The sequence below is a fragment of the Faecalibacterium tardum genome (assembly GCF_040096515.1).
Lineage (GTDB): Bacteria > Bacillota > Clostridia > Oscillospirales > Ruminococcaceae > Faecalibacterium > Faecalibacterium tardum.
Genome location: NZ_JBBMEO010000003.1, coordinates 81050 through 96072, shown reverse-complemented (window position 1 = coordinate 96072; position 15023 = coordinate 81050). Strand labels below are relative to the sequence as shown.

Sequence of the window (15023 nt, the reverse complement as noted above, 5' to 3'; positions counted from 1 at the left end):
CACACTCCGGCCATGGCTGCAAATACATAGGAAAGAGTCTTTACGTATCTGGTCATAGCTTGTCCCTCCAAAATATCAGTTAGATTTTGTCGATGATGATGCCGTCGCAGTTGAAGTGCAGAATGACAGAACGCTCCTCGCCACGGAGGAAGCTCTTCAGTGCCTCATCGCTCGATTCAAAGCTCGTGAGGCCGAAATCCACATGGTTGTGCAGCGAAGTGTCGTTCGGATTGTATACCCAGCCAACGACCTGACCAGTAGGAGTGCGCAGAGATTGACCGCCGTGCGTGCCAATCATGGTGAGCACCTCATTCAGGAACAGATGCCCCTGAGAACGCAGTTTCTTGTTCGCTGCAGACTCCATGAGGAGCAGATAGTTCCGATTCAGGTCGGCATCCCGCTCCCACGTGTCCACAGTTTCATCGAAAATCAGAGTGCACGGATCATCTGCCTGCTCAGCGATATCCTTGTACTCTTTGATGACCTCCTCTACACCGTTCTCATCGACCTTCTTGGTTTCAACCTCCACGGCCTTAACGTTCTGTTCCAGTTCATGCTGTACCCGCTCGCCAAAGCGGTCGGCGACGCGGTTCTTATAGCCGTTGAAAGACTGCTCCAGCGCGATGTAGGCGGCCGTCAGCGTTGCATTCCGCTTCGTCATGATATGATGACTGCCGAACATACAACCGAGAGATGCTGCGCCCAGACCAATCGCGGGTGCATACACCTTTGCGAGCTTCATGCCGGTCTTAATGTAAGTCGTGGTGATGTCCTTCGTCAGGTCTTCCTTAGTGTAAGTCTCACCTTCGGGCAGCTGAATTTCCCCGGCATCCACCTTATCCTTAGTCTCGTGGATTTTCTCCACATTGGCCTTATGCTCAGCCAGAATATACTGCGCCTTCAGGGTTGCTTTGCAGGCCAGAACGGTTGCGGTCACACCACCGATAGCAGCACCAACCACCATGATGGTCGGACTTGCCTTCTTCAGCTTGAATGCAGTCTTAGACAACATCTGCGTTGCCTTGGTCATGATTTCTTTCTTTTTCATAAAAATATCAGTCCTTTCAATTAGTTCAGAGGAACAGGTTTCGGAAATACGATAGTGTAGCCGCCCGGAACGCCCTTGATAGATGCAGGTCCAATGTCATACCAGCCATACTTGCAATCCTGATAGTCACGAGCATCACGGGTAATTCCCACAACATCGTAAAAATCAGCAATCGTGACCTGTCCATATTCGTGGAGCGCATGGCCCATCTCGTTCAAAACATCATTCGCATCGGCATAGCTATCGAAAGTGATGTTCTGCCAGTCCAGCCGGTTCGGGCGATAGTTGTTCTGCGGAGGACGGTTCTGATTTGCATTTGCGTAATAGCTGCTGTAACTGTTACGCTGCTGAGAATATCCGCTCGTATTGGTGCGGGAACGATCAACACCGAACAATGCGATATTGACCGCAGAGCACACCATGTTCTTGATGCCGGGCAGAATATAATCCGTCCACAGCTTTTCGCGAATCGTCTGCAGGTCTTCTGCGAGAAAGTTATGCGCCAGCTTCTGGATCTCGCTCTCCTGCTTGATGGTCACCTTACCGGTCGTGACCTTTTTCAACTGTTTCTTAGGCGGCTCGCCAGTGGAGTTGATGCTGCTGGAAGGCATTTCGATTTTAGCCATTAGTCAGCCCCTCCTCTGCATACTGGAGGATGAATTCCCCGATTTCCTTGGCATCGGCAGGAGACCACGTAGTACCGAACGTTTTTCCGGTCAGTTTATCAGTGATAGAAATGAAGACCTTTTTCACGACGTCCTTGTCATTGGCAACAGCGTCAACGTGGAGGCGGTACTCCTTCAGGACGGTCTTGTAGCCCTTCTCGACCATCAATTTGATAACGGCCTTATCGCCTGCAACGCCAACAGCCACACCCACAGCAAAGATGCCACCGATTACTGCAGCCTTTTTCCAGTTGAACTTTTTGTCGTTTTTCTTTTCCATGGTAATTCTCCTTTATAAAAATAAAAGGAGCCGCAGATTTCTCCACGGCTCCCTTGCGGCTGTCCAACAGATTATTCTTCGTCGGTTTCCACCACTTCGGTCACTTCTGCTTCGATGGGCTCGTCCTTCGCCTTCTTGCTGTCAATCCAGTTCTTTGCCTTGTAGCACAGCGGAACGAGTACGTGCTTGCAGAGCAGCTCAGCGCCCTTGTAAGCTGCGGCACCAGCCAGCATGAATACTGCCGTCTTGCCAAAGCTACCAGATGCGCTCGACATCTCCGCATGGTTCTCGTCCACACTGGGCACCAGGCTATCGACCTCCGGCATTGCATCCGTCAGGTTCTCAGTCATAGTGTCCATGTTGTTCATCATTTCGTTTTCCATAGTGATTCTCCTTTAATTAAAATATAAATGTTGGAGTATACCTCCATAACAGTCGATGAAATTTTCGCGAATCAATACCCCAGCCACTTCGGAGGAGTGCTGTAGTCCAGAACCATGCAAGGCATGCTGTCCTCGTCCAGCTTGGAACTGTAGAATGTTTCAATGGTCAGCGTGGAATCCGTATCCCAGCCCAAAAGGTCGCCGTTCTTGGTGTGCTCCAGTCCCAGATAATCAAACAGGTCATTCTGGGTCACACGAAAATCGCTCAAGAGCTGCTTATTCAGGCCGTTCATCGCCCGATCCAGCGCGTTTACGGTCGTCTTGAAATATCTTCCAGAGAAGCTTTCATAGCACTCGACCAGCTGGTCATAAGATGCGTCGCGGGCTGCCGGTACAATAACCGGCGTTTCTTCCGGCTGCTTTGCCATCTTATCAAGGGTGATGGTCTGGCGAAGCTCTTTCTCCTTCTCCTCGCCGATGGTTTCCACGACCTTCTCCTGATACTGCTTCAGGGCGCTTTCGCTCAGAGAATATGCGGCCGCCAGAGCCGCATTGCGCCGGTCGTTCTCGTTCATGGCACCAATCATGCAGCCTGCAGATGCTACCATGGAAATCGCCGTAGGAATATAAGCCGGAGCCGCTGTCTTCACGATGGTTTTTACATCCAGCTTCTCCGTGCCAAGTTCCTGCTTCTTCTCATCGAGCAGGATCATCGCCTTGGGAGTTGCCTTGACGGCGAAAATTACGCTCGTGACCATGCCTGCAATGCTGCCGCAGACCAGGATTTTGGGAAGGTTCTTTGCAATACCCTTTCCCACTTTCTTGCCAAATGTTTTCAGGTTCATTTTTCATACCTCCGTAAAATATAAAAGAAAGAGCCACAGATTTCTCCGCAGCTCTTCGCTTCTTAATAGAGCCTATCCTCCGCACAATGGCGGTTTTTGTATGCTCCTCTCCTTCTTACCGGAGCAGGGTCATCCGTCAACCAGCTGTAGAGCCGAATCGGCTGCAGGAGCAAATACCAGATCAGCGCATCAAGTGCGCTAAGCATCGCTCGTCCCAGCACCTTTAAGGCACCCAGCATCTCAGAATCCACCTGCTTGAAGTATTCGCGATCGAACATAATTTTTACCTCCAATTCTTTTAGGATTTCTCCATAATAGCGTTGGAAATTTTCGCGATTAGAGGTTCTTTTCTGACAACTGCTTGCGGACTTCTTCCTGAACCATATCCCGCAGGTCGTCCTCGGTCTTCTGGTCCTCGATCAGGTCATGCCCGAAGCCCATGATTGCGCTTGCCGCCAGCATTGCCATAGATGCAACTTTCCACCAGTTAATGTTCTTCATAAATATCATGCTCCTTTAACTTAAATCATTGTTTATTGGCAATAAAAAATCCCACCTTAACAATCCAATGCCAAGGTGGGAACGATTTTAAGTATATTATATTTTCTGGCCCGTTCGCTTTTTGTCAATCAATTTATAAATCGACTCCAACGAACTCTGTATATCTTGCCAAAACTTTTTCGGATCCGTGGAATGGTTTCCAGCCTCTACAACCATATCTTCAAGATTTCCAGATTGCTTTGTTAATTCCACAAAAAATTCATTATCATCATATTTATAGAACAGCGCTGAAACATTCATTTCACTTAGTACATTACAAAATTTATTACCATTTCGTAGATAGCCATCACCATCAAAATCAAGTGCCGTTCTAGCTTGTGGAATCTTTTTTATAAGATACTCGTCAAAAATTGTACTGCAATTAGCCGAACGAATGGCCGCAGCTGCGGATTTGTTCGCCGTGCTGGCGGCATAAATGGATACTAAAATTGCAACCCCTGATAAAATAGCAGAAATAACTTCAATCATCCATTTACACATCCTTCACATAAGCATTAGCCGATCCAAAATAGTTTTCTTCGGGTCGGAAATCTTGGGCACAATAACATCGAAGTTTTTTTCCATTCCTTCCCGGCCAATTTCGGTATAAATCTTTCCAAAAAAACCCTGGATAAACGAAGATGCCAAATAATCAATTTGTTCAGGAAAAACGATTGTAAACGGCTCCCTCAAATTGATATGACCATCGACTTGCGCATCAAACAGTTTTCTTCCATAACTGTTTCCTGCAAGCTTTGTCAAGCTCCTATCCTTTATTTCAAGAGCTATCATTTGTTTACTCATAATGTATCCTCCGTTTCCATCACGAAATTCAGATTGTATGCGGTTCCAGGAAAGTATATCGGGAATTGAAGAAAAACATTTTTGTCAGGAATACAGTGCTGAAAATCATGCACTCGATTCATTCCAATCCAATGATCCGAATCATATTCCAAAAGCGACTGTATGAATTGCATTTTTCGTCGTCCAGACAAGACATAACAATTGTTACTGTCTGCTTGAGCCTCTAACCATTTAATCAAGGCCGGAAGGCCAGTTCCGCCAGTCAAGTATTCGTTTGGTCTACCGGATATACGATCTTGGAAAGCACTCAGCATGAAAAATTCATCGTCACCATAGCCTTCCCTGAAAAATCTTCTATGATGCAAGTAAATTTCACGCAATCGCCAATACCGTGCACTATCATTTGTATTACTTATCTCACTATTAGTGCATAGCTTTGTTTGAATCTGGGACGAAAGTAGGGTTGGTGAAAAGTTTACAACGCAAATATTCACTCCATAATATTTCGGACCTGTTGGATTATTTCGACGAACATAATTGCGAGGAGTAACATCAATATCAAGGAAGCAATCCGTACAACTGTGCTCAATCGCATTTCCAACCAGTTCCACAGCAACTTCAGCAAGAGACTCGCTACGTTCCTTTGTGATGCCTAATCCCCTAAAGAAGAGACAGAGCGTCGTGAAAGCTGAAGACAATGTTTCATCATCGTTTTCATTCGCTGAAAAAAGTTTGCGATAATAGTTTTTTCCAACTCCAAATCTGAATTGTCGAACAAAATCCATCCCTGAACGATTTGGTTCTCCAAAAACGCACAGTGGAGAATGATCAATACCATCAGTGAATATGTTCTTTTCCTTCTTATTATAGAGCAACCTTACAGATATACCATGATCTGCAATAATGTGCTCCAAGTAACACTCTAGCAGAACATACGTAAACTTTTCGTCGAAAGTCCCATTCGGAAACGCAATGGTAATAGACGAAACTTGACTATTGTTGTGAACGGTAAAAAAGATACCTGCAATAAGCGCCGAAATCGTATCAATCGTTAGTAAGCTCTGGTTCCCATGAAACATACAAGATTCGCCATCTGGCGAAAAAACAGGAACAAGAGCACTAATTGAGGTTGCATTCCGAAGTTGCTTCTCAAGGAGGGTCACATTCTTCATATTAGCCACCAGCTATTAACTTTTTGCCTCTAATCATACTGACACACTATGATACCACCTACGATCATTATAGCACATATTATGTCCACTAACAACAAAAATCCCTGTATCTTTCCTATTTATTTTGAAATTTGACTTTTATTAGCAGATCTTAAAACGGTGTATCCTTGCTCGGATCATAGTTCAAATAGTCGTCGATGGGTTCCTGATAAGCCTCTACATAGCAGACTTCCAGCCCATCATCTGTTTTCTGTTTGAGATAGCTGAAGTCGATCCAGAAATATTCCCAATCGGCTGCAAGATAATCGGCACACCACCCCTTCAAATCACCTTCCGGAATATAATCCAGCCCAAGGTAATTGTAGAGGTCATTCATCGAGGCATATCCATTCAGGGCAAAGTCGCGGTTCAGGCTGTAAAATGCCTCCAGCAGGGCAGCCTCCGTGGCATGAAAATATCTTTTCGAGATAGGTTCGTAACAGAGCAGCTTATCTTCAACCATGTCTGAGGTAGGTTCTTTGAGTACCGATCGAGCATCCTTATAGATTTCTTTCTCATGCTCGGCACCAACATGTTCTGCAACTTCCCTGCGGTACTCCTGATATGCCTTTCCAAGTGCCATGTAGCCAGCGGTCAGGCTCGCAATCTGCTTCTTGTTCAGTGCATTAGAGCCGAGGATGCACGCGATGGTCCCCGCGCCAAGTGCCGCGGCAGGCAGATAAAACTTCCAGCAGTCCTGTACTTTTTCTTTCATGGTATACGCAGGTTCTGCAGAGTTCATCTCAATAAGCTTCTCTGCCTTGATACTCGCCTTACCCGTTTCGATGGCAGTCAACACCACTCCCACGGAAGCGCCAATTGCCAAGATTGTCCCGCCATTCTTTTTCAAGAACCGGGACACGGATTTCATGAGATTCATAGGCTTCTCCCTTCAAATATAAAAGACAAAGAGCCGCAGATTTCTCCACGGCTCTGAGTCTGTCATCAACAATTTCTCATCTTTTCGCCAGCCTTGGTGAAACAGTCTGTAAAGATTTCAAATATTTTCTGGTCACGCTTGCAATATTTGCTGTTGATTTTCGCATTGATCGCATCTGCGGCCGCATAATTCCCATCCAGAACCATGTCGTTCCAAATATGGGCTATAGCATACGGACCGGTAAAACGCGTAATTTGATCAATAGCACATAATATCGCCGTGCATACCAGAATCACTTTTACCATCTTTTTCATAATTTCATGCCTCCAAAATGTAATTTTGAGATTTCATATCTCCATAAGATGGCATGAATTTTTCGCGTCAGCAGATTCCTGCCTTTTTCAAAATATCCATGAGGTCGGCCTTCGGCATCTCAGCATCCAGTTCCAGATGAACCTTCACCTTCTGCTCCTTATCAGACCATTCGGCCCGAATATCATCCAGATTGACCGTGATACCGTACTTCTGCTTGGCAATCGCCTTGTTGATAGCCGAAGAAATGATTCGTCGCATAAAACTTGACCGGATAAGCATTAAGTCCTCCATAGGGTTCTTCTCCTTTTTAAATCAAACTTCTATCAAATACTGTCTCCCAACGTTCTTTTTTCAGTGGTTTCATGCGTAAGGCCCACATGATTTGACGGACTGTGACGGTGGGATAGCAGCCATTCACATCTTTTTTCTTTGCATGGTGGTCAAAATATTCCTTGAAACCAGCGTGCAGATAGATTTTGTCGTTCAGCCATGGGTCAATAGCGCTCCATGTGGTGGATTTCGTTTTCTCGTTAAAACGTTGTTGGATAACGCAAAGGCCTTTTTCGTGGTCCAAATATAATGTACTGATGCGATAGACCGGATGATTGCACCGGTACGTTTGACCATAGTAGTTCGTCCAATTTTCAGGTGGTAGATTATGGTATCTCATAAAAGAAAGAGAAGCTGCAGATTTCTCCGCAGCCTCTCCTGTCCCTCCTTTATACAGACTTTTTTCCGTAATCCTTGTAGATCGTCTTGCCGTCCCGATAGCGGTCGTCGAACACCTGCACACCGCCTGCCGAACAAATTGCCCAGAACCGGTCATGGTGAATCATCAGAAATGCCCCCAGAGCGGTCGATGCAATACCAGCTACGACTTTCGCCACTTCGGTTTTCCAAGCCTTCTCTGCCTTGTCTGCTTCGATTCTGAGTTCATTTGTCTTCATCTGAAGCTCATCCTCTCGTGCATTCTTGTCAGCCAGGTTTGTTTTCTCCTTAACGCGAATTTCGTAGAACTTTGCAGCGCACTCGTAGGCAGCCTTGTACTCATCGCTTCCCGGTGTCAGATCCTTAATTCGTTCAAGCTCGTGCTTAATTGTTTCGTCCATCAACTTTTCGTTCTGGACTGCATTCAGTTCTTCCATTTTGATTATCTCCTTTTAAGTCAATATTTGGAGTTTTCTCCATTAAACAGAATGTTTTTCTCGCGGCTTCAGTTTACTCACCTTGTTCACTTTGAGAATAACATACTGTTTATCGGCAAAGTCTACGGATTCCCCACCCAAGTTCAAGAATAGACTTGGGTTCTCGTTCTCGTCTGCCTGAGCAACGATAAGGGAGCCAATCGTTTCGGCCTCGTAGTCAATCTTCCACCGAACAGCAGAACCAACCACGAAGCCAATGGTCGCACAGATAAGCCCCAGACCAATGATGATGTACATTTTCAAATCTCCTTTGTAATAGAATAATGGATAAACCGGTCGTGTGCGTGATGAAAATAAAAGGAGCCGCAGATTTCTCCACGGCTCCCTTACGCCTTAAATGTCGTTTCTGATCAAGAACAGGTCGTTACGATTGCAAGCAGGTCTCACAATCCCTTTTGCCCGAATCAACGCGATTGCATTGGCATAAGCCGCGCGTGCACTTTGAGCGTTCTTGTACTCGCCTGTATCAATGTACATGACTTTCTGGTTGCTCTCGATGAATACGCGGATCTTGTCCATTGCGTTCACATAGCCTCGATCATAGGTAGTCTTTACTCGTTTGCTCATAATAAATTCTCCTTTCAATTTTCAGAAGACATCCTTCCATAATAGAATACGAAAAGTTCGCGTTGGCTAACCTAGAATAAAAAAGAAAGAGAACGGGAATCGAACCCGTAACCTCTGCATTCCAGCAGCGCTCTACCAATTGAGCTATCTCCTTCCATAAAAGAAGATGAAAATTTCGCGAACAAAAAGCAGAGGGCGTGTTTTTAATTTACTTATTGCCTTTTGCCTTGTCAGAATCCAAATTTTCTCTTGCCTTTTGCAGCTTGATGTATGCCACATATGCTTCCATGGTTGTCGCCACCAAGCAAATTGCAGCACTGCCAGCTTTCATAAAAGGTACAGTCCCTAAAAGTTTCTTTCCAATGACATATCTAGCTTTCATAGTATCATCCTCCAATATGCCCTCTACTTCCATAAAGGAAGATGAAAATTTCACGAACAGGCAAAAAATAAAGAGTCGTAGATTTCTCCACGGCTCTCTTTCCACTAGCAAGAAAGTTCTACCCAACAGTGGTACTGCCCACAAGGTAAAGCGTCATGCGAAGGATGCTTCATCTTATACGGACACGCCTCGCAATTCCTAATATTATCTGGGTCTGCGAGGAATTCTCGTATTAGTGCATTATCACTTCCATCACGTTTCCATTGTATATGCTTCCACTTTTCATTAGGCATAACTAATCACCTCCATAAAACACCCTGAATTTCTCGCGTCCAAAAAGTAAGAGCCGCAGATTTCCCCACGACTCTCGCCTTTCTTAGTAAACGAGATAATTCGTATACTGCTTCTTTTCTACTTGCTTGATCACACCTGCTTTTTTCAGCAGCTCAAAATCACGGATGATCCCGCCCATGCTGAATGCCTCAAATTCGACATTGAAGTCCGTGCGCTTCTTCTTTCCATCTTCGTAGGTTCTGATCGAATAGACCATCTGGCTAACCAGCCTCGGGTCCATCTTACAGTTCCGACGAACGACTTCCATCATCAGCTCACGTCCTTCATAGTCGTCATCTCTGACACCCTTCACGATAACGGTCATGTGATTTACTTTGCTATTAAACATATTGTGTTCTCCTTTGTATTTAAACAGTGAATATTTGTTCCATAAAGGAACCTGCAATTTTCGCGTTCACTGCCGTTCCTTGCTCAGGAGCCAGAAGAAATAATGGTAAAACTTATAGTATGTTTTTCTGCAGCATGGGCACCCATTGGCTCTCAGTGCATCATAGCACACCTCTTCCGTCACACCTCTTAATACGTATGGTGCAATAGCAGGTTCTAGCTTTGCTACACAGCGGTCGATAATATCAATGTGCATCGAATAGTAGGCTCGTATCATAGCCTGCCGCTCTGTCGAGCTTTCTGGGAGGCTTCCTCTTATAATTCCAGAAACCTCGTGGCTGCTCGATTCCCACCCGTTGACTTGTTCTAAAGCCTTTTTCCAGTCCGGGTACTGCAAGCAAAAGTTTTTCAGCTCGTAGTAGCGGTATTTAGTTATGTAGAAGGAGCTTTTCTTTGAGAGTTCTGGTTTTTCATTCCGCAATTTTTTCATGGACAGGGATTTCCTTTCTAATTTTGTTCAGAAAGGATAATACTGTCCAAAATGGTCGTGTGCGTGCCCCTTTTAATATTCTTACTGATGAATTATGCCAAGGCGAAGCAAATCGTTTAACCTAGAATAGAATTTGATTGGCAAAAATCAGATAATTTTGCTAAGAGGACTATGTTTTCGGTACATTTCGGCAAGGTCATTTTGAGTGATGTCCAGATATGCTTGTTCTGTTACAGTCACGCTACTATGTCCTAATAACCTACTAAGTGTGTAAATATCCCCACCACTCATAAGGAAGCGCTTTGCAAAGTTGTTTCGGAAAACATGCGGGTGAATGTCATTTAGCCCTATCCGCTGGGCATACTTGCGAACATTGGCCTCGAAATTGCTCACCTGTATTCTCTTACCTTTATTCGTGCAAAACAGGAAATCGCTATCACGGTAACGGTCTTTATACTTTATCCACCGTTGAAGCTGTGTTGCCATCTTATCCGAGAAAAACACATAGCGCGCTTTCTTGCCCTTTGTGTTGTCTGCTGGTAGGCTAATGCACCGCTTCACCATGTCTAAATCTGTCACTTCAATCAGCAAGCACTCATTTACTCTCATGCCTGTATCGAGTAGAAGCTGAATGATGATGGAATCGCGGTATTCGCTAAAGCTCGCACTATTCATGCTCTTCAGCAGTCGCTTGAAATCTTCATCCGAAACGAACTCCAATGGCTTTCGTTCTACTTTAACAAAGTCGCCTTTCTTCACAGGTGAACGGAGAATCAGTTCCTCTTCCACGCACCAATTGAAGAAAACTCGCAGGTTCCGCAGATAGTTGTTGATCGTTATGTCCGACACTCGCTTTCCAAAATCAACTCTCCGATCCGGATAGTTCCCGCTGTTCGGATTCGTAGTAACCGTGTACTTTCCGCGTTCCTTAATGCTCTTTATGTAGCCCTGTATCGCAAGATGGGTGATTTTCTCAGTCAGTAAAATCCCCTGCTCGTCCATATACTGCATGAAGAGCCTAAGTGTCTGTTCGTAGCTGTTGATGGTTTTCGTGCTCAGCCCTTTCAATCCACAGTGCTCAATGAACATTTCAATATCTCTTGCCAACATAAAAGAAAACCTCCTGTACACATCGGGCACTACACCCAATAAATACAGGAGATTTATCGTCATTCGTTTGACTTATTTATCGCTATGAGAGCATAATTCTACATTTTTTATAGCGATAAACAAAAGTCACGATTCCAAAAATTCCAATTTATGCCTTTAAATATCACCTATATACGTCGCTTACTTACCCCACCCGCTGCCGTTTATCCAGCCGCATTTTGTCAGCTATCATCGCAATGAACTCCGAGTTGGTGGGCTTACCGCGCAGGTTATGGATGGTATAGCCGAAGTAGCTGTTAAGGGTATCCACGTCTCCCCTATCCCATGCCACCTCGATGGCGTGGCGGATGGCCCGCTCCACCCGGCTGGCGGTAGTGCCGTTTTTCTTGGCAATTTCCGGGTACAGGCGCTTGGTCACTGCGTTGATGTACTCCGGCTCGTTCATGGTGAGCAGGATGGCATCCCGCAGGAACTGGTAGCCCTTGATATGGGCAGGCACGCCAATTTGGTGCAAAATTTCGGTGACGGTCAACTCGTCACTGTCCACGCTGGTATGGAGCAGGTGCTTTTCCTGTCCACTTGCCGCCTTGAGCACCCGGGCTGCAAGCACGCTTTCGTCAAAGGGCTTGACGAAATAGTAGGCAAAACCTTCGTCCAGCAGCTCCTGTACCATTTCCTCGCTCTGGAACGCGCCGGTGACGAAAAACGAGGTGTGGCGCTCCCCTGCGGCGTTGTAGCGCTGCTTGACCGCCAGCGCGTCCAGCCCGGGCATAAAGGCATCCAGCAGCACTACCTGCGGGCGAACGGCCAGCATCTTTTGCAAAACTTTATTTCCATCCTTTTCCACAACGGTCACTTCCACGCCCTTTTGCTCCAGCGCCTCACGACAGGCTTCTGTGATCTGAGCACCGGTATCCGACATCAAGAATCTCACTTTATCCATGGTTGTTTCCTCCAATGTGTGCAGTTCCCTTAACACCATGGATTTTACCATAATTTTCCAGATAGTTCAACGGTTTATTTTGGGAAATTATGGAAATTCTGCTCGAATGTCATACTTTTTTATGCTGCTGCGTCCGTTCCGGGCACGGAATGTGCCTGTTCCAGCATGGTTTGTGCAAAAATACCGTAGCCTCGTGTCGGGTCATTGACCAGCACATGGGTCACTGCACCCACCAGCCGTCCGTTTTGCAGGATAGGGCTGCCGCTCATCCCCTGCACGATGCCGCCGGTCTGCGCCAGCAGTGCCGGGTCGGTGACGCGCAGCACCATGTTGCGGTGCGGGTCGGCGTCGTTCACCTTTTCTATATAGACACGGTAGCTGCGGGGCGTTTCGCCGCTGGTAGTAGTCAGGATCTCTGCCGCACCGGGCAGCACCTCCTGCGCAAAGGCAAGCTCTGTCTGCTGCCCGGCAATGGCGGTGCTTACCGTTCCGTAGACGCCGTTTTCGCCGTTGATGCAGATCCTGCCAAGGGCATGGTCGCTGATAAATTTGCCCTTCAGCTCCCCGGGGCTTCCGGCGGTGCCGCCGGTGCAGCCCACGATCTGGCAAGTCACGATCTCGCCACTGCGCAGGGCAACCCGCTCGCCGGTGTCACTGTCGCTGATAGGGTGCCCCAGCCCGGCAAACACCCCGGCTTGCGCGTCCACAAAGGTCAGAGTACCCACCCCGGCGGAAGAGTCCCGCACCCACATCCCTGCCCGCCACTGGGCGTTCTGGGTATCCCACACCGGCAAAAGAGTGGTCTGCCGCTGCTCTCCTTTGCGGACGTAGACCACCTCCACCGCCGCACCGGCGGCGGCTTCCAGCGCGGCATGGACCTGCTCGTTGGTCTCGGTGACGGTGTTTCCCATGCGGATGACCCGGTCGCCCAGCCGCAGCCCCGCCTGCTTTGCGGGGTTCACCGTACCGACGGCAGTGTGCACCTCGGAAAAGCCCACCACAAGCGCTCCCTCTGAAAACATTTTCACCCCAAAGGGCGTACCGCATACCGTGACCGTGGGGCGCTGCATCACGGTGGCGCGGATGGTCTTGACCGGCAGCCAGCCGCCCAGTGCCAGCGTGGTCTGATAGCTGCCCGCTGCCCGGGTGCTGGCCACGTTGCGGCTGCCGTGTCCGCGCAGCGGTTCCACCCAGCCAAAGCGGGGCAGCGCAAGGGGCTGCTCCGGCTCCAGATAGACCTGCTCCGGCAGGGCGCACCACAGCCAGCCCAGCGCCGCCACGGCGGCCACCAGCAGATAGGCACCCATGATCTTCCCCCACCGGATGATGCTGTGCTTAGACATTTTACGGCCTCCCTGCGCATTTTTCAGATCTATTATGCGCCGAAAAGGACGAAAAAACCGCACCCGCATCCAAAAATGGACACAGGTGCGGTTATGATTTTTACAGAGACAGGCGCTTATGCGTCCTGCAGCTCGCCGCGGCTGGCGGCTTTGAGGTAGGCGAAGATGAATTCATCGATATCGCCATCCATCACGGCATCCACGTTGCCGGTCTCGTAGTTGGTGCGGTGATCCTTGACCATGGTGTAGGGCATGAACACATAGCTGCGGATCTGGTGGCCCCATGCGATCTCGTTCTGCACGCCCTTGATGTCATCGATCTTATCCATGTGCTGCTGTTTAGCGATCTGGTAGAGCTTGGCCTTCAGCATTTCCATGGCGTAGTCGCGGTTCTGGAACTGGCTGCGCTGGGTCTGGCAGTTGACCACGATGCCGGTGGGCTTGTGGATCAGACGGACAGCGGAAGAGGTCTTATTGATGTGCTGACCGCCAGCGCCGGAGGAGCGGTACACCTGCATTTCGATATCCTCGGGGCGGATGTCCACCTGAATGGTGTTGTCCAGTTCCGGCATGACTTCCAGAGAAGCAAAGCTGGTCTGGCGGCGGGCGTTGGCGTCAAAGGGAGAGACACGCACCAGACGGTGCACGCCGTTCTCGCTCTTGAGCAGGCCATAGGCGTTGGCACCCTTGACCATCATGGAAGCGCTCTTCAGACCGGCTTCGTCGCCGTCCTGATAATCCAGCACCTCCACGGTCATGCCGTGTGCCTGTGCCCACTTATTATACATACGATACAGCATCTCGGCCCAGTCCTGAGCCTCGGTGCCGCCGGTGCCTGCGTGGAAAGTAAGGATGGCGTTGCTGTGGTCGTACTCGCCGTTCAGCATGGTCATCAGCTGCAGTTCCTCCACAGCCTTGCCCACGGTGTTCACGGCTTCTTCGGCCTCGGGGATCATGGCGGGGTCGTACTCCTCGTCCAGCATCTCCAGCATGGTCTCGGCGTCATCGTACAGGCCCTGCAGCTTTTCAAAGCGGTTCAGCTTGCCCTTCAGGTCGCCGACTTCGTCAAAGACCTTCTTGCTCAGCTCTGTATCATCGTAAAAGCCGGGGCGGGACATGGTGTGCTCCAGCTCCTGCACGCGCTTGCGGCTTGCTTCAATGGCCAGTGCTTCTTCCAGGTCCTTAACGGCCTTGGCGTGCTCGGCCAGCTGCACTTTCAGTTCATCAATCGTGATCATTCTCTACGTTCCTCTCGTTCAAGGGTTTTCATCATAACAGATAACGTCCCCGGCAGGGTGCAAAACGCACGCACAGCGCACATTTTCTTCCCT

Annotated in this window: 24 protein-coding genes and 1 tRNA gene; all 25 read right to left on the bottom strand. The window is 48.2% G+C overall.

Annotated elements, in window-relative coordinates; translation table 11 throughout:
* Positions 1 to 79: 79 nt before the first annotated feature.
* The 25 genes from WMO44_RS03950 to prfB all read right to left on the bottom strand — a co-directional run bounded on the left by WMO44_RS03950 (position 80) and on the right by prfB (position 14930).
* Positions 80 to 1048, bottom strand: a complete 969-nt coding sequence (locus WMO44_RS03950) for a DUF6353 family protein (protein ID WP_349151816.1) — start codon at positions 1046 to 1048, stop codon at positions 80 to 82.
* 20 nt (positions 1049 to 1068) lie between these two features.
* Entirely contained in the window at positions 1069 to 1674 is a 606-nt protein-coding gene (locus WMO44_RS03945) for a hypothetical protein (RefSeq protein WP_349151815.1), read from the bottom strand.
* The gene (locus WMO44_RS03940) at positions 1667 to 1993 is read right to left on the bottom strand and encodes a hypothetical protein (RefSeq protein WP_349151814.1); all 327 of its coding nucleotides are present in this window, start codon (positions 1991 to 1993) and stop codon (positions 1667 to 1669) included. Before WMO44_RS03940 ends, WMO44_RS03945 begins: the two co-directional genes overlap by 8 nt.
* A 71-nt stretch (positions 1994 to 2064) precedes the next feature.
* On the bottom strand, positions 2065 to 2376 hold the full coding sequence (locus tag WMO44_RS03935) for a hypothetical protein (protein ID WP_349151813.1): 312 nt from the start codon (positions 2374 to 2376) through the stop codon (positions 2065 to 2067).
* Between the two features lie 71 nt (positions 2377 to 2447).
* On the bottom strand, positions 2448 to 3221 hold the full coding sequence (locus WMO44_RS03930; protein WP_349151812.1) for a DUF6353 family protein: 774 nt from the start codon (positions 3219 to 3221) through the stop codon (positions 2448 to 2450).
* A gap of 62 nt (positions 3222 to 3283) precedes the next feature.
* Complete coding sequence (locus tag WMO44_RS03925) at positions 3284 to 3499, bottom strand: hypothetical protein (protein ID WP_349151811.1); 216 nt, start codon at positions 3497 to 3499, stop codon at positions 3284 to 3286.
* Positions 3500 to 3557: 58 nt separating this feature from the next.
* On the bottom strand, positions 3558 to 3722 hold the full coding sequence (locus WMO44_RS03920; RefSeq protein ID WP_349151810.1) for a hypothetical protein: 165 nt from the start codon (positions 3720 to 3722) through the stop codon (positions 3558 to 3560).
* A gap of 96 nt (positions 3723 to 3818) precedes the next feature.
* On the bottom strand, positions 3819 to 4250 hold the full coding sequence (locus tag WMO44_RS03915; protein ID WP_349151809.1) for a hypothetical protein: 432 nt from the start codon (positions 4248 to 4250) through the stop codon (positions 3819 to 3821).
* A 15-nt stretch (positions 4251 to 4265) separates the two neighbouring features.
* A complete protein-coding gene (locus WMO44_RS03910) occupies positions 4266 to 4565 on the bottom strand; it encodes a hypothetical protein (RefSeq protein WP_349151808.1) in 300 nt (99 codons plus the stop codon).
* A complete protein-coding gene (locus tag WMO44_RS03905) occupies positions 4562 to 5737 on the bottom strand; it encodes a hypothetical protein (RefSeq protein ID WP_349151807.1) in 1176 nt (391 codons plus the stop codon). The genes WMO44_RS03910 and WMO44_RS03905 overlap by 4 nt, the downstream gene beginning before the upstream one ends.
* A 151-nt stretch (positions 5738 to 5888) precedes the next feature.
* Positions 5889 to 6656, bottom strand: a complete 768-nt coding sequence (locus tag WMO44_RS03900) for a DUF6353 family protein (protein ID WP_349151806.1) — start codon at positions 6654 to 6656, stop codon at positions 5889 to 5891.
* Positions 6657 to 6721: 65 nt separating this feature from the next.
* Positions 6722 to 6970 (bottom strand): hypothetical protein, encoded by a 249-nt coding sequence (locus tag WMO44_RS03895; protein WP_349151805.1) that lies wholly within the window; start codon positions 6968 to 6970, stop codon positions 6722 to 6724.
* 67 nt (positions 6971 to 7037) lie between these two features.
* Positions 7038 to 7262 carry a hypothetical protein gene (locus WMO44_RS03890; RefSeq protein WP_349151804.1) on the bottom strand — a complete coding sequence of 75 codons (225 nt, stop codon included), beginning with the start codon at positions 7260 to 7262 and terminating at the stop codon, positions 7038 to 7040.
* A 16-nt stretch (positions 7263 to 7278) separates the two neighbouring features.
* A complete protein-coding gene (locus WMO44_RS03885; RefSeq protein WP_349151803.1) occupies positions 7279 to 7545 on the bottom strand; it encodes a hypothetical protein in 267 nt (88 codons plus the stop codon).
* A 145-nt stretch (positions 7546 to 7690) separates the two neighbouring features.
* Complete coding sequence (locus WMO44_RS03880; RefSeq protein WP_349151802.1) at positions 7691 to 8116, bottom strand: hypothetical protein; 426 nt, start codon at positions 8114 to 8116, stop codon at positions 7691 to 7693.
* A gap of 42 nt (positions 8117 to 8158) precedes the next feature.
* The gene (locus WMO44_RS03875; protein ID WP_349151801.1) at positions 8159 to 8413 is read right to left on the bottom strand and encodes a hypothetical protein; all 255 of its coding nucleotides are present in this window, start codon (positions 8411 to 8413) and stop codon (positions 8159 to 8161) included.
* A gap of 96 nt (positions 8414 to 8509) precedes the next feature.
* Positions 8510 to 8743, bottom strand: coding sequence for a hypothetical protein (locus tag WMO44_RS03870; RefSeq protein ID WP_097779715.1), 234 nt, complete (start codon positions 8741 to 8743; stop codon positions 8510 to 8512).
* A gap of 84 nt (positions 8744 to 8827) precedes the next feature.
* Positions 8828 to 8897: transfer RNA gene (locus tag WMO44_RS03865), tRNA-OTHER, on the bottom strand.
* A gap of 54 nt (positions 8898 to 8951) precedes the next feature.
* The gene (locus WMO44_RS03860) at positions 8952 to 9125 is read right to left on the bottom strand and encodes a hypothetical protein (RefSeq protein ID WP_349151800.1); all 174 of its coding nucleotides are present in this window, start codon (positions 9123 to 9125) and stop codon (positions 8952 to 8954) included.
* A gap of 376 nt (positions 9126 to 9501) precedes the next feature.
* Positions 9502 to 9807: a hypothetical protein gene (locus WMO44_RS03855; protein ID WP_349151799.1), complete on the bottom strand. Its 306-nt coding sequence runs from the start codon at positions 9805 to 9807 to the stop codon at positions 9502 to 9504.
* A gap of 66 nt (positions 9808 to 9873) precedes the next feature.
* Positions 9874 to 10296 carry a hypothetical protein gene (locus WMO44_RS03850; RefSeq protein WP_349151798.1) on the bottom strand — a complete coding sequence of 141 codons (423 nt, stop codon included), beginning with the start codon at positions 10294 to 10296 and terminating at the stop codon, positions 9874 to 9876.
* A 147-nt stretch (positions 10297 to 10443) separates the two neighbouring features.
* The gene (locus WMO44_RS03845) at positions 10444 to 11406 is read right to left on the bottom strand and encodes a tyrosine-type recombinase/integrase (protein ID WP_349151797.1); all 963 of its coding nucleotides are present in this window, start codon (positions 11404 to 11406) and stop codon (positions 10444 to 10446) included.
* A gap of 184 nt (positions 11407 to 11590) precedes the next feature.
* Positions 11591 to 12349, bottom strand: a complete 759-nt coding sequence (gene spo0A, locus WMO44_RS03840; protein WP_015538099.1) for a sporulation transcription factor Spo0A — start codon at positions 12347 to 12349, stop codon at positions 11591 to 11593.
* Between the two features lie 119 nt (positions 12350 to 12468).
* Positions 12469 to 13692 (bottom strand): SpoIVB peptidase, encoded by a 1224-nt coding sequence (gene spoIVB, locus WMO44_RS03835; protein WP_349151796.1) that lies wholly within the window; start codon positions 13690 to 13692, stop codon positions 12469 to 12471.
* A 116-nt stretch (positions 13693 to 13808) separates the two neighbouring features.
* Positions 13809 to 14930 carry a peptide chain release factor 2 gene (prfB, locus tag WMO44_RS03830; protein ID WP_055185158.1) on the bottom strand — a complete coding sequence of 374 codons (1122 nt, stop codon included), beginning with the start codon at positions 14928 to 14930 and terminating at the stop codon, positions 13809 to 13811.
* Between the last annotated feature and the right edge of the window lie 93 nt (positions 14931 to 15023).